Source organism: Alphaproteobacteria bacterium, from assembly GCA_015231795.1.
In the GTDB taxonomy this organism is placed as follows: Bacteria; Pseudomonadota; Alphaproteobacteria; order Rhodospirillales; family WMHbin7; genus WMHbin7.
Genome location: JADGAX010000001.1, coordinates 195480 through 210590, shown reverse-complemented (window position 1 = coordinate 210590; position 15111 = coordinate 195480). Strand labels below are relative to the sequence as shown.

The following is a 15111-nucleotide window of genomic DNA, read 5'->3' as shown; positions in this document are numbered from 1 at the left end:
TGTCATGATGGTTCCCTACTTGGGCGGCTTGCTGCGCGGCATCCTCGAGAAGGGGCGCTCGCTGGCCGGTCTTGGCCCCGATGATGGGCCGACCGACAGCCAGCATCTTGGCAAACAGTGCGAGACGCTTCTTTCCAGCCTGGGCGAAGCCTCGGGCATGGCGCTGGCCGAACGCATCGCCCGCCAATGGGACCGTTTGGACGAGGCCGGACGCTTGGCCTTCCTGCTGGAACTGGTCGAGCATTTTGGGCCGGAACCAAGCAAGATTGATCCTGCCGTTGCCGCCTATCTCGCCGATCCTTGCCAGAAGAACATGCTGGAGATTCACAAGGCGTCGGAACCCAGACGCCAGGAATTGCTAAGACGAATGAATTTGGCGCCGGGCGGCATCGCGCGTCTGGTGGCCATGCGCGAAAGTCTGTTTCGCCATTTGCGCACGCATCCGCAATTGGAAAATCTGGATCAGGATTTCGTCCATCTGTTCATGTCGTGGTTCAACCGCGGATTTCTGGTGCTGGAGCGCATCGACTGGAACACGCCCGCCAGCATTCTGGAAAAGATCATCCGATATGAGGCCGTGCACGCCATCAATGACTGGGACGATCTGCGCCAGCGATTGGAACCTGCCGACCGGCGTTGCTTCGCCTTCTTTCATCCAAGACTGCCCGGCGATCCCTTGATTTTCGTCGAGGTGGCGCTGACCGCCGCCATTCCCGCTTCGATCGGCGAAGTTCTTTCGAATCAGCGCAGCCAGATCGATCCCGCGCAAGCCACCACCGCCGTCTTCTACTCCATCTCGAATTGCCAGGAAGGGCTGCGCGGCATTTCCTTCGGCAATTTCCTGATCAAACAGGTGGTCGAAGTCTTGCGCCAGGAATCGCCGAAACTGACCAGCTTCGCCACCCTGTCGCCGGTTCCTGGCTTTGCCGCATGGCTGGAAAATGAAAGCCTGAACGGGCGGCTGAACGAGAATGACGACGCCATTCTGGCGGGCTTCAACGAAAACAAATGGCAAGACAGCCCAGAGCGCCAAGGCGAGATGCGCCGCATTCTGCTGCCCCTGGCGGCCAGCTATTTCATGAATGCCCGCACGAAATCGGGGCGCATCATCGATCCGGTGGCTCGTTTTCACTTAAGCAACGGCGCAAGGCTTGAACGCCTTAATTTCATGGGCGATCCCTCGCCCAAGGGATTAAGTCAGTCTTACGGCTTGATGGTGAATTATCTGTACAAGCTGGACGATATCGAAGCCAATCACGAAGCCTTCGCCGCCCGCGACGAAGTGGTGGCCGATCAGGACATCGTCAAACTGGCCAGAACAGCCTTGGCAAACGCCCGCTCGAAATGACCAATCATCTATTCGACGCCATCCGCTCGCGCATGCCGGGGCTTGATCAGATCTTCGCCAAACAGGATGACGGTCGAACTCTGACCTATGGCGGCCTGCTGGAATTGTCGGCAAGGCTGTCCCAAGCCTTGGTTTCTTGCAATATTTCCCCGGGAGACCGGGTTTTGTTGCAAGCCGAGAAAAGCCTGCCCGCCTTGGTTTTGTATCTGGCCTGCGTTCGGGCGGGCGCCGTCTTCCTGCCGCTCAACCCATCCTATACGACAGCCGAACTTGACTATTTCCTGAAGGACGCCGAGCCGGGCCTAGTGGTTTGCGATCCCGCGCGCGAATCCTTCGCGTCTGATCAAGGGTTTCGCACTTTAACCTTGGACCATGCAGGCCATGGCTCGTTGATGGATTTGGCGCAGGCCTGCCCAGCCGAATTTTGTGACGCCAATCGCGACGCCAACGATCTGGCGGCCATCTTGTACACGTCGGGAACCACCGGGCGCTCGAAGGGCGCCATGCTCACGCACGAGAATTTATTGTCGAACGCCCAGACCCTGGCCGAGATTTGGCGTTTCTCCAGCCAGGATGTGTTGCTGCATGCGCTGCCTATCTATCATTCGCACGGCTTGTTCGTCGCCACCAATACGGTGTTGATGAGCGGCGCTTCGATGATCTTTCTGCCTCGTTTCGATGCCGATCAAGTCATCAAGCATTTGAAGGACGCCACGGTCATGATGGGCGTTCCCACCTTCTACACCCGCTTGCTGAACCATCCGGGCCTGACGCAAGAAGCCTTGCGCCATATGCGCCTGTTCATTTCAGGCTCGGCGCCCTTGCTGGCCGAAACGCATCGTCAATGGCAAGAACAAACCGGCCATGCGATCTTGGAACGCTATGGCCTGACCGAGACGAACATGAACACATCGAACCCCTATGAGGGAGAGCGCAGGCCGGGCACGGTTGGCTTTCCCCTGCCGGGCGTCGATGTGCGCATCACGCAGGCGGAAACCGGGGCGATGCTGCCCAAGGGCGATATCGGCATGATCGAGGTGAAGGGGCCAAATCTTTGCCATGGCTATTGGCGCAACCCCGAGAAAACCCAAGCTGAATTTCGCGAAGACGGATTCTTCATCACCGGCGATCTGGGCCTGGTGGATCAAGATGGCTATGTCCATATCGTGGGACGCGCCAAAGATCTGGTGATCACGGGCGGTTTCAACGTCTACCCCAAGGAAGTGGAAGGCGAGATCGACGCGCTTGAGGGCGTTCTGGAAAGTGCGGTCTTCGGCCTTGCCCATCCCGATTTCGGCGAAGGCGTCACCGCCGCCGTCGTCCTCGATGGAACGGTTGAACTTTCCCAAGAAGACGTCTTGGCGGCACTTCAGGACCGGCTGGCCAAATTCAAACTGCCCAAACGCATCTTGATCGTGCCTGAACTTCCCCGCAACGCCATGGGGAAAGTACAAAAGAATCTATTGAAAGAGCGTTGGGCCGATGCTTACACCCTGGAAAGCAAGGCATAATCCCACACATACGGGTAGTCAGATTGTTATTGCATTCTGGCAGGCCTTTACCAATAAATTAGATGGTCTCGGGGTGGCTTTGGAGCGCGGCGCCCCCGAATGATTGGAGCAGACATGACCGACACCGTCGTCCTGCCCGGCCCGCTGGCCCGGCAGGAAAAAGATATCGACCCCACGCTTGATCTGACCGCCGAGATCGTGCGCCTGAAGAAAGAGCGCAACGCCATCATCCTGGCTCATTACTATCAGGATGGTGAAATCCAGGATCTGGCCGATTTCGTTGGCGACTCGCTGGATCTGTCGCGCCGGGCGGCCGCCACCAACGCCGACGTGATCGTCTTTTGCGGCGTTCGCTTCATGGGCGAAGTGGCGAAGATACTAAGCCCCGGCAAGCTGGTGCTGATTCCCGACGCCGAGGCGGGCTGCTCGCTGGAAGACGGCTGCAAGGCCGAGGATTTCGCCCGCATGCGCCAGCGTTATCCCGACCATACCGCGCTGACCTACATCAATTGTTCCGCCGAGGTGAAGGCGCTTAGCGACATCATCGTCACCTCGTCGAATGCCGAAACCATCATCCGCTCGCTGCCGGACAACCAGCCGATCCTGTTCGCGCCCGACCGCCATCTGGGCGCTTATCTGAAGCGGCGCACCGGACGCGAAAACATGGTTCTGTGGCCCGGCACCTGCATCATCCACGAACAGTTCTCCGAGCGCGAACTGATCAAGCTAAAGACGCTGCATCCCAAGGCCAAGGTAGCGGCCCATCCTGAATGCCCGGAAGCCATCTTGAACCATGCCGATCACATCGGATCGACCCGCGGCATTCTGGATTTCGTGCTGAAGTCGGATGCGCCGGAATTCATCATCGCTACGGAAAAGCATATCATCCACCAGATGGAAAAGGCGGCGCCGCACAAGACGTTCATCGCCGCCCCCGGCGCCGACGGCTCGTGCGATTGCGCCCGCTGCCCCTTCATGGCGCTCAACACGCTGGAAAAGATTTATCTGGCCCTTCTGAACGATGCGCCCAGAATCGAACTGCCCGAGGCCTTGCGCCTTGCCGCGTTAAAACCCCTGGACCGCATGCTGGAACTTTCCGCCTCCATTCCGTTGGCCGCCGCCTCCGCCGTTTCCAATGCCGCCGAATAGTCTGCCCGCCGGCCTGGACGAGGCCGACATTTCCCGCGTCATCGAAGCGGCCTTGGCCGAGGATGTGGGAACGGGCGACGTCACGTCGCAGTCGGTCATTCCCGAAGACACCCGTTTCACCGGCGTCATGGCCGCCCGCCAGCCCATGGTGCTGGCAGGATTGTTCCTGGCCGAGCGCGTCTTCATGCGCGTCGAACCAAGATCGATCTTTACCGCCTTGGCCAAGGATGGCGACAAACTTCAGGCGGGCGGCGTAATCGCCCGCATCGAAGGACCGGCGCGAGGCCTGCTGACCGCCGAGCGCACGGCGCTGAACCTGCTGCAGCTTCTGTCGGGCATCGCCACCCAGACCAGAATCTATGTCGAGCGGATCGCGGGGACCGGCTGCGCCTTGCTGGACACAAGAAAGACCATCCCAGGTCTTCGCCAATTGTCGAAATACGCCACCCGCGTCGCAGGGGCCAAGAATCACCGCATGGGCCTGTATGACGGCGTGCTGATCAAGGACAATCACGTCGCCGTTTGCGGCTCGGTGGCCGAGGCGGTGCGCCGCGCCAAGGCCGACAAGCGCCCCAACATCGAGGCCGAGTGCGACACGCTGGAACAGGTGCAAGACGCGCTGGCGGCCGGAGCCGACATTCTGCTATTGGACAATATGGACGTCGACACACTAAGGCAGGCGGTGGATCTGGTCGGCAAACGCATTCCGCTCGAGGCTTCGGGCGGCGTTTCGTTGGAGACCATTCGCGCCATCGCCGAAACCGGCGTCGATTTCGTTTCCGTGGGACGTATCACGCAATCGGCGCCTGCTGTCGATATCGGACTGGATTGGCAAACCCATGACCAATGACAAGGAACACCTGTTCGACGTGCTGGTGATCGGCAGCGGAGCGGCGGGACTGACGCTGGCCCTTGATCTGGCCCCGAAAGCCAGGGTGGCCGTTCTGTCCAAGCAGGTCTTGCGCGAAGGCAGCACTTTTTACGCCCAGGGCGGAATCGCCGCCGTCTTTTCCGAGGAAGACAGCGTCGATTCCCACGTCAAGGACACCATGATCGCGGGCGGCGGCCTGTGCGACGAAAAAGCCGTGCGCTTCGTGGCCGAGCGGGCCAGGGCCTCGATCGAACGCTTGCTCGATTACGGCGTCAGCTTCACCACGGAATCAGACGCCAAGGGCCGCAAGATATTGCATCTGACCCGCGAAGGGGGGCATTCGATGCGGCGCGTCGTGCATGCCGCCGACGCCACGGGCATGGCCGTTGAAACCGCGCTGGAAGACAAGGCGCGCCATGCCGACCATATCCACCTGTTCGAGAACCATGTCGCCGTCGATTTGATCCGCGAAGGCAAGACGGGGCGCTGCGTCGGCGCCTATGCGCTCGACCGCGAAGACGGCCATGTTCATTTGTTCAAGGCCCGCAAGGTCGTGTTGGCCACCGGCGGCGCCAGCAAGGCCTATCTGTACACCAGCAACCCCGACAGCTGCACCGGCGACGGCATCGCCATGGCGTGGCGAGCAGGTGCGCGCGTCGCCAATATGGAATTCTGCCAGTTCCATCCGACCTGTCTTTACCACCCCAAGGCCAAGAGTTTTCTGGTGACCGAGGCCGTGCGCGGCGAAGGCGGTCATTTGCTGCTGCATCCAGGCGGCGAGCGCTTCATGCAGCGCTTCCATCCGATGGGGGAACTGGCCCCGCGCGACGTGGTGGCCAGAGCCATCGATCATGAAATGAAACGCCTGGGCCTGGACAATGTCTGGCTGGACATCAGCCACCAGCCAGCCGACTTCATCAAGGAACATTTCCCAACCGTCTACACGAAATGCCTGGAATTCGGCTTGGACATGACGGTCGAGCCGATTCCGGTGGTGCCCGCCGCCCATTACACCTGCGGCGGCGTGATGACCGATCTGAATGGCCGCACCGACATCCCCGGCCTTTATGCCATCGGCGAAGTGGCCTATACCGGGCTGCATGGCGCCAACCGCATGGCCAGCAATTCATTGCTGGAATGTCTGGTCTTTGGTTCAGCCGCAGCAAAGGACATTCTGGATAGGCTGGCGGCCACGCCGGAACCGCCCGCCCTGCCCGCCTGGGATGAAAGCTGGGTGACGGATTCCGACGAAGAAGTGGTGGTTTCGCACAATTGGGACGAGTTGCGCCTGTTCATGTGGGATTATGTGGGCATCGTGCGCAGCACCAAGCGGCTTGAGCGCGCCAAGCGCCGGGTCGATCTGCTGCTGGGCGAGATCGCCGAATATTACGGCAGCTTCAAGGTGCGCAACGACCTGTTGGAAATGCGCAACCTTGCCGTGGTGTCGGATTTGATCATCCGTTCCGCCATGGCGCGCAAGGAAAGCCGGGGGCTGCATTACACCCTGGATTATCCCGAAGCCGACGAAACGAAAAAGCCGCAACCGACCGTTCTGACGCCTTCGAATTTTAGACCCGCACCTTGACCCGATCGACGATGGGAAAAATCTGGCGCAGGCTGCGCAGACGTTCCACCTGAACATCAGACAATCTGGTTCCTGCGGCCAAAATCAGATGGCCGTTTTCAAGACGGATATCGGTGGTTACCATCAAGCCAGCCTTCAGGGCCGAGACCGATATCTCGATTTCGCGGGGCGGCACATTCGACACCACCTCTTCCAGATGCAGCCTTACCTTGTGCAGCAGGTCGGGATCATATTGGTGCGCCTTGCGCTCGATGGCGTTGAAGATGTCGCGGGTCAGCGATTTTCCGCGTGCCGTATCAACCAGATCCTTCAGGATTTTAAGCAATCTGGCGTCGAAGGGAATGTCGAGACCCACCGGCCCGTCCAAGGGAAGGCCGCTGCCGTCGAAACCTCTGTCTTGCAAATAGACGATCTCGGCCACGCCGCCCAATCTGGGAATGTTGGCGATCAGGTTGCGTCCAGCCTCGGGCGCCCTGGCGATGACGGCCTTCTCGGGATCGTTCAGCGGTTTGCCGTCGCGCATCTTGGTGATCAGTTCTGGCGGGATGGCGACCTGGCCGATAAAAAGCAGCATGGCCGAGATATCCAACTGCCAACGCAGAGGCATGCCCAGTGAGTGCAGCATCAGGCGCACCAGTTCGCGCAGCCTGGACGCTTGGGCATAGGCGACGGGATCGTTCAAGGAAACGACGTCGACCAGCACTTTAACGCTGCCAGCCAGCGTCTTTTCCAGCAAGTCGCGCTCGGCCGTCACCAGATGATACTGCGCGCAACCCGCCTTCAATCCATCCGACAACAATTCCGACGGACAGGGCTTGGTATAAAAGCGAAATATGCTGCCTTCGTTGATGGCGTCGATGGCCGTCTGCTGATCGGCATTGCCCGTCAGCATCATGCGCACCGTCTCTGGCGAAATGCCTCGGATCGCTTTCAACGTGTCGATGCCATCCATGCCGGGCATGCGCATGTCGCAAAGCGCCACAGCGAATGGTTGGTTGGTGGTAAGGGATTCCTCGACTGCCGCCAAGGCCTGATTGCCGCCAGAAGCCGTCACCACGTCGAAATCACGATGCAGGTGGCGCGTAAGGCCTGACAATAGATTGGGATCGTCATCGATCAGCAGAACCCGATCAGGCATCGCTATTTCCTCTCATTGATGGTTTCCGCCAGCTCTCGCCAGACTGGGATGCGATCCTCTCGACCGACCCGCTTGATGTAATCCATATCCAACAATTCCGGCACGTCGCTCATGCCCTCTTTCAATATCAGGAAATGCGGCCCCAGCGACAAAGCGGCATGCAAGGCGGTTAGCACAAAATTCTCGTTTCCCTGCGTTTGGCTTGGGTTGTGAGACATGGCCACCGCTTCGATGACGTCTTGGGAGAAGCCCCAAAGGCTGAGCAGGTAGGCGCCGATCATGTGGTGATTGACGCCATAATGCGCCGTTTCACGCTGGCAAAGATCCTCGTGGGAAGTGGATTCTTCGATAATCTTGCGATAGTCGCTCCCCTTCGCATCCAGAAGCACCAGAATGCCGATTGGCGAAAGCATGCCCGTGCAAAGGGCCTGGGTGACAAATGCGTGATCGACGCCTTCCGTCTTGGCGATAAGCTCGGCCAGCTTGGAAATTCTCAGGCTGTATTCGTTGACGCGTTTCAAAAGCGCCCCAACCGCCAACGACCCTTGAAATTGACGAAAAATGCCGATGCGCAGCACAAGCGACTGAATGATTTCCATGCCCAGCGTGCGAACGGCCTGCAAGGGCGTGGTCACCTTCATGGCCGTCGAGAAATAGGCCGAATTCGTCAGGCGAAGTACTTCCGCCGTCATCGCCAGATCGGAAGCGATGATCTCAGACACGGACGCCGCCGATGAATTCTCGAAAAGAAGTTCGGAATTCAAGCGCACGAAAACGTCAGGCAGGCTTGGCAGATTGTTAAGTCCCGCCAGAAGCGTACGCAATTCATGGCTGTTCAAGTAGGCTCGCAACGACAAGGGCCGCACGATCGCTTCTTGCAACAAGTGCGGGTCGCAAGGCTTGGCCAGATAAACATGGGCAGGACCAACCGTTCTTAGAACCGATTCGGAATCGGCATAGCCAGACAGAATGACCCGGATGGTGCCGGGATATTTCTCACGAACCTGTTCAAGCAACTGAGCGCCATCCATGCCCGGCATGCGCATGTCGGAAACGATGACGTCGAAGGGGGCGCTCTCAAACGCCGCCAACGCCTCTGGCGCCGATGAACAAAAGGACATGTCCCACTGGTCGCGCATATTGCGCATCAGCCGCTTCAAGCCGCTTAGGATATTCGGCTCGTCGTCGACGAACAGAATGCGCACCGTCTCGCTCATAGCCCTACGTCCATCTGCGGCGTTCCACCGGGTTCATTGATCGGCAGCTTGATGATAAATACAGCCCCCTCGCCTTCCCTGCTTTCCAATTGCAACTGGCCGCCATGTTTGGTTACGACGACGTCGCGGCTGATTGCCAACCCCTGACCTGTTCCTTTGCCAACGCCCTTTGTCGTAAAGAAGGGGTCGTAAATCTTTTCGCGGATGGAATCGGGAACTCCCGTCCCAGAATCCTGGATGCGGATTTCCACATAGCCGTCATTCGATTTGGCTGTGGTGATCGTGATCCGTCCCGGAAGTTTTTTGCCCGACCCCTCGATGGCATGCGCCGCATTGACGATGACGTTCAGAAAGACTTGGTTCATTTCGCCCGGCAAACAGGCGACTTGCGGCAATTGCGGATCCGGCTTCCAATCCATTTCAGCTACATGTTTCCATGTGTTTCTTGAAACGACAAGCGTATTTTCGATGGCTCGATTGATGTCTGTCATGGTCTTGGCGCCCGTTCCCGGATGCGAAAACTCCTTCATGGAAAGAACGATTCTGGCAACCTGGGCAACGCCATCCAAAGATTGGCGAACCGCGGTGGGCGTTTCCGTCAGCAGATAATCGATATCCGTCTTTTCCGTCAGCTTGTTGAAACTGCCGACCGCGTCCTGACAGTGGCCGTTCTCTCCAGCCAGCTTCACAAGCCCCTTGGCGGCCTCGACAACCGAGGAAATGTCGCCCATCGCATCGCCGATGAAGCGAAGATTGTCGCCGATATATTGGATGGGCGTGTTGATTTCATGCGCAATCCCTGCGGCCAGCTCGCCGACGCTGGCCAGACGCGAGGCGTGCAATGCCTCGCGCTGGGCATGTTTCAAGTCGGCGATGTCGCGGAATGAAAGAATGGCCGACCGACGGTTCTTGTCTTCTTGCAATGGCGAGCAGGCATAAGCCACAGACAAGGTCATTCCAGAGGGGGTCGAGAACAAGGCGTCGTCGTCACGCAATATTTCCGCAGTCATGATCACCTTGCGCCAAGGAGACTCATCGAAGATGGCGCAGGCATTGTCCTGCAGCAGGCACAACAGGTTGTCGATGTGGCATCCTTCCATCTCCTCGACCAGCCTTTCGTCGGCCAACATCTTTTTGGCCGCCTTGTTGGCAAAAACGACATGGCCTGTCTGGTTGATCACAAGAATGCTTTCAAAAAGACTGTCCGAAATGTTTTTAAGGCGAACTTGCGAGTCGCGCAGCGCCGTTTCGGTCCGCCTTCTCTCCTGCACCTCATCGATCAGTTTGGCCGTCCGTTCGGCGACCTGCTGCTCAAGCAAATGCTGGTGATCGGCCAATGATCTCTCGAAGGCCAGCTTCATCGTCACGTCGCGAAAGACGACGACGACGCCGGACACGACTTCGTTGTCGAAAATGGGGGCCGCCAGATATTCGGCATGGAAATTCGTTTCGTCGCTGCGCCAGAACAACTCGTCGCCAGCCTTGTGCGACGACCCTTCGTTGAAGGTTCTGGCGATGGCCGATTCAGGCGCCAAACATTCGTCGTTTCCGTAAAGAAACGGCTGAACAAGCGCCGAGAAACAGCGACCGACCATTTTATTGTGGTCATAGCCCAGCATCTGTCCGGCCACGCGGTTGGCGAAGGTGATGTGTCCCTGGGGGTTTAGGCCGATAATGCCTTCGTCGGCGGCATCAAGGATAAGCTGGTATTGGCGGCGCAAGGCATCCAGTTCTTCTTCGCGCTTCTTCATTTGGGTGATGTCGGTGCGCACATTGACGGCGCCGCCATCCGACGTGCGGTAGACGCGGCTTTGCACCCAGCGGCCATTCATCGTCTTCATGACCAGGGGTTCGCCGGTCGCCTCTTGATGATGCTTAAGCCGGTTGATCAGCCATTCCTCGTAAGCGACGGCTTCGGTATCGACGACTTGATGAAATGCGCCGCTTAGCAGGATTTGTTCGAAGGTCAGGCCCGGATCGATCAATTCATGCGCGTTTTGAAAGAAACGTCGATATTCGCTGTTGCAGGTCAGCAATCTGTCGTCTGGGCCAAAGACGGCGATGCCTTCGGTAATGCTTTCGATGGCGTCGGCCAATTGTTGCTGCGCTTGCTTGGCGCGCCGTTCTGCCTCCATCTCACGGGAAATGTCGGCGCCCAGGCCGCGATAGCCCAGGAAAACGCCATGATCGTCGAAGACGGGAAGGCCGCTGATCCGCACCACCTTGCTGTCTTTTCCCATGACGGGGCCGACATGAAAGACAAGATCGCGGAACGGCAGATGCGCGTCGATGTCGCTTCTGTGCTGAGCGGCCAGAATGGGATCGCCATCGTCAAGCCCCAGTTCGAAATAGTCGTGCCCCAGCACCGCCGCCGGGCGCACGCCTAGAATGCCGCCGATGCGTTCGGATACGAATGACAGCTTATAGTCTTCGTCGGTTTCCCAAAACCAGTCGGATGCCGATCCGGCCAGATCGCGGAAACGGCTTTCGCTTTGGCGCAGTTCGATTTCAACTTTCTTGCGCAACGAAATGTCGCGGATCGTTCCCAGGAAACGGCGCTTGTCGCCGCCCTTCAATTCGCCGGACGATAAATCGATGGGGAATATTTCTCCATTTTTTCGCTTGGCCATGATCTCGCGTCCCTGGCCGATAATGCCAGAGACGACAGAATCAAAATAATTTGCCAGAAAGTCATCTTGCAAAGACGCGTCATCATCTGGCATCAAAATCTTGATGTTTTGACCAATGACTTCATCTGGCGGATAGCCGAAGATGTGAACCGCCGCATTGTTGAAGCGCTCGATGACGCCGTCCTGGTCGATGATGACGACGGCCTCGCCGACATTGTCCATCACGACGTTGAAGCGCGCCTCGGCCTCTTCGTGGATCGTGACGTTGATCTCTTCCAACTCGTTTTGCAGAACGTCGAGCGCTCGGTCGCGCAAGCGACGCTCGCTATCCGTCGCCTCATAGGCTCGGCTGACCTGATCCAGCAGGCAATCCAAATTGGGCGGGGCATCTCCCACCTTGCATTTGCGAAGTTGGCGTTCGAGAAGTTTGTGCATCTTTCTCGCCGGCAATTTGACAGGGCCGTCGGGTTGAACGGCCATCGCCTACGATATCGCATAACTTGCGGGAAATCCTTAGAAAATTCTGATTACCGGCGGGATTGTCGCCAAACCTCCAGCGCGGCTATCGCCTTCTCAACGGCATCGGCCATGGATAGAGCGAGCGCTTGAACTTCCGCGTCCGAATATTGCGGCAGTTTGGCGGCTGTTTCCAAACGCGTTGCTAGGAACGACAAGCCTTTCAGGCCGAAACTTCCAGAAGTGCCTTTCAGATCATGCGCCAATCGCAGCAGGGCTTGGCGGTCGGTCTTGCGGCCTGCGGCGACGATGGTCTCGCTGCGGTCGCGCCAATGGGCGGGCAGAGACGACATCCCCTCCTCCAGCCGCTCGAAACCCAAGGTTTCGCAAAGCTGGCGCAAAATGTCGTCATCCAGCAAATCCGGAGCAAACACGTCCTCTTCATGATGCAATTCAACGCGTTGAGGTTGATCTTGGGGAGCGGCATTTTGCGAAACGGTCCTGGCAAGACGGTTGGCCACCTTGCAAAGCGCCATGTCCAGGCGCGCCAGATCGACCGGTTTTCCCAAAGCATCGTCCATGCCTGCATCCAAATACGACTGGATATCGGCTTCGGAAACATTGGCCGTCATCGCAATGATGGGCGTTGCCGCTTTGGCGGGGTCTTTAAGGGCGCGAATATGGCGAGCCGCCTCGATGCCATCCATGACCGGCATCCAACCATCCATCAGCACGGCGTCGAAATGACCCATTTCCAGGGCCTTTACCGCCTGGGCGCCATCCTCGACCAGCAAAACCGTATGGCCGCGCCCTTCCAGAATGCCCGAAATGACTTGGCGGTTGATGGCGTTGTCCTCGGCCACCAGCAAGGTAAGGCTGGGCACATTGATTGCGGTCTCCTCGCGCACCGGCAACGATTGGGCCACCGGCAGGTCAAGGTCAATCCAAAACAGGCTGCCTTGATTGGCCTGGCTGGAAATCTCGATCTTTCCGCCCATCGCCTCGGCCAGGCGGGCGCTGATGGCTAGGCCAAGGCCCGTACCGCCAAAGCGTCTGGCGATCGAGGCGTCGGCCTGGGCGAATTCCCGAAACAACAGATTTTGCACGTCCGCATCGATGCCGATCCCCGTATCGGCGACCGAGAATCGCAAATGAGCCAGACCTTCAGGGGACTGTCCCAAGGATTCCAAAGCGAATGAAATCGATCCGCGCTCGGTAAACTTCAAGGCGTTGCTGATCAGGTTGAGCAATATCTGGCGGAGCCGCGACGGATCGCCCTGAAGAAATTCCGGCACGCCGTTGTCGACGCGCTTAAGAAGCTGAAGATTCTTCTCGGCCGCCCTGGGCGACATCAGATGATGCAATTCCAGAAACATCTGGCGCGGATCGAAGGGGATGGATTCCAAGACGAGCTTGCCCGCCTCGACCTTTGACAGATCGAGAATGTCGTTCAGCAGCACCATCAATGATTCGCCGGAATGCTGAATGATTTCGGCGTAATGACGCTGCTTGTCACCCAGCGGCAGTCCAAGCAAAAGACAGGTCATGCCCAGCACCCCATTCATGGGGGTTCTGATCTCATGGCTCATCACCGCCAAAAATTCCGCCCTGGCCTTGGCGGCGGCCAGGGCCTCGTCCTTCGATTCTTGCAAGACCCGCTGCGTTTCCTTGCGCTGTGTGATGTCGGTGATGAAGGCGAAAACCTGAACGGAATGCAGCAGGGGATCGGACAGGCGCGCCGCCTTGAAGTGGCAGGGAAGATTGCGCCCATCAATGGTTCGAAGCTCGATATCGAAATCCAGGCGCTCGCCCGCCAGGATGCGCTCGATATAGCCGGTCAACAGATCCTTGTTGGATTCATCGGCGAAATCCAGCAAGGCAGATCCCAGCAGGTCTTCCCTGGCATGGCCCAGCATGTCGCAAAGCGACTGATTGACGTCCAAGGTGACGTGGGTGCCGCCATCGATCATCCAGAAGCCTTCGCTGGTCGAATCGATGATCGTGCGGTAGCGTTCCTCGCTGGCGCGCACGATTTCCTCCATCTCCTTGCGACGGGAAATGTCGGTGATGGCAGACAGCAAACCGCGTTCGTTTTCCAGATAGAAGGGAACGGCCGAGAACAAGACCGACACGGGATGGCCGTTGACATGACGAAACACCGTCTCGAAATCCAGCACTTCATCCTTGTCCAGAAGCTGATCGATCATGCGAACGCGGTCGGCGGGGTTTAGGTAGAACACGCCGGAAGGCTTGCCGACGATGGTGTTCTTGTCGTAACCCAACATCTTGGCGGCGCGCTCGTTGGCGAACAGCACTTGGCCGCTTTCCAGACTGGTCACGGTTAGGGGAACGGGGGCGGTATCCAGAATGGCCGCCAAGCGCCGTTCGCTTTCGCGCAGGCGGATTTCCGCGCTGTCCAGGCTTGCCGACTTTTCGTCGATCCAAACCAGAACGAAAGTGCTGCCTGAAACCGGCAAGGGCGACAGGGTCAGAACATGATTTCCTTGAATCAGCTTGTCCGCCTCGCAACGGCCAATCCGTTGCTTGACGATGCCCGCCTCTTCCTCGGTCAAATCGGCGAAGCGTTCGATAAAGACGGTGTTGGCCAGGACAAAGGACGAGGAGGCGGGATCAGCCAGGGCCGCCCCATGCGGACTGCCGTCGATCATGCGCCGGACAAGCCGAGCGGCCTCATCGTCCGACGCATCAAGGCCCTTAGCTTGCGGCATAAGGGCGATCAAGCGCCTAGCTCCGGCCCGGATAACGGGCAAGATGACGCTTCAGGCGCTCGTCCAGAGTTTTGGCGGATAGCGGTTTGCTGATCACGTCATTGACGCCAGCCTTAAGCGCCGTTTGAATGTTCTCGGGCGTCGCGTTGCCGGTAACCAACAGGCACAGCATGTTCCTGTTCTTGATGTCGGGATCGTTCTTGTACATTTGCACGAACCACAGACCGTTGATCGGCTCCATGCTGATGTCGACCAAAGCCACATCGACCACGGAATTGTGCAGAATCTGAATGGCGTCGGCGCCGTTGGCGGCCTCGAGGATGCTGCCAACCCCCAGCGAGTTCAAAAATGAGCGCATCAGCCAACGGAAATGCGCATTGTCGTCGGCGATGAGCATGGTATAGCTGCTTAGATTAATCGGTCCACCATTCATGATCTTCGACCCGTATCCTTCTTGGAGTTATTAAAACCAGCCTT

The 15111-nt window shown here is 58.2% G+C and carries 10 protein-coding genes; 5 read left to right on the top strand and 5 right to left on the bottom strand.

The genetic code is table 11. From position 1 onward, the window contains the following. Nucleotides 1-4: 4 nt before the first annotated feature. From HQL44_00925 to nadB, 5 genes are all read left to right on the top strand, one after another. The gene (locus HQL44_00925) at nucleotides 5-1348 is read left to right on the top strand and encodes a malonyl-CoA decarboxylase (protein MBF0267131.1); all 1344 of its coding nucleotides are present in this window, start codon (nucleotides 5-7) and stop codon (nucleotides 1346-1348) included. Beyond that, nucleotides 1345-2859, top strand: a complete 1515-nt coding sequence (locus tag HQL44_00920) for a malonyl-CoA synthase (protein ID MBF0267130.1) — start codon at nucleotides 1345-1347, stop codon at nucleotides 2857-2859. Before HQL44_00925 ends, HQL44_00920 begins: the two co-directional genes overlap by 4 nt. A 114-nt stretch (nucleotides 2860-2973) precedes the next feature. Continuing rightward, nucleotides 2974-4008: a quinolinate synthase NadA gene (nadA, locus tag HQL44_00915; GenBank protein ID MBF0267129.1), complete on the top strand. Its 1035-nt coding sequence runs from the start codon at nucleotides 2974-2976 to the stop codon at nucleotides 4006-4008. Beyond that, nucleotides 3995-4858 (top strand): carboxylating nicotinate-nucleotide diphosphorylase, encoded by an 864-nt coding sequence (gene nadC / locus HQL44_00910; protein MBF0267128.1) that lies wholly within the window; start codon nucleotides 3995-3997, stop codon nucleotides 4856-4858. Before nadA ends, nadC begins: the two co-directional genes overlap by 14 nt. After that, on the top strand, nucleotides 4848-6464 hold the full coding sequence (gene nadB, locus HQL44_00905; GenBank protein ID MBF0267127.1) for an L-aspartate oxidase: 1617 nt from the start codon (nucleotides 4848-4850) through the stop codon (nucleotides 6462-6464). The genes nadC and nadB overlap by 11 nt, the downstream gene beginning before the upstream one ends. Here nadB and HQL44_00900 read toward each other — a convergent pair. The 5 genes from HQL44_00900 to HQL44_00880 all read right to left on the bottom strand — a co-directional run bounded on the left by HQL44_00900 (nucleotide 6448) and on the right by HQL44_00880 (nucleotide 15031). Then, nucleotides 6448-7602: a response regulator gene (locus HQL44_00900; protein ID MBF0267126.1), complete on the bottom strand. Its 1155-nt coding sequence runs from the start codon at nucleotides 7600-7602 to the stop codon at nucleotides 6448-6450. The genes nadB and HQL44_00900 overlap by 17 nt on opposite strands. A gap of 2 nt (nucleotides 7603-7604) precedes the next feature. Next, nucleotides 7605-8819, bottom strand: a complete 1215-nt coding sequence (locus tag HQL44_00895) for an HDOD domain-containing protein (GenBank protein MBF0267125.1) — start codon at nucleotides 8817-8819, stop codon at nucleotides 7605-7607. Beyond that, nucleotides 8816-11884 carry a PAS domain S-box protein gene (locus HQL44_00890; GenBank protein MBF0267124.1) on the bottom strand — a complete coding sequence of 1023 codons (3069 nt, stop codon included), beginning with the start codon at nucleotides 11882-11884 and terminating at the stop codon, nucleotides 8816-8818. Before HQL44_00890 ends, HQL44_00895 begins: the two co-directional genes overlap by 4 nt. Before the next feature lie 92 nt (nucleotides 11885-11976). Beyond that, entirely contained in the window at nucleotides 11977-14646 is a 2670-nt protein-coding gene (locus tag HQL44_00885) for a PAS domain S-box protein (protein MBF0267123.1), read from the bottom strand. A gap of 4 nt (nucleotides 14647-14650) precedes the next feature. Beyond that, a complete protein-coding gene (locus tag HQL44_00880) occupies nucleotides 14651-15031 on the bottom strand; it encodes a response regulator (GenBank protein MBF0267122.1) in 381 nt (126 codons plus the stop codon). Between the last annotated feature and the right edge of the window lie 80 nt (nucleotides 15032-15111).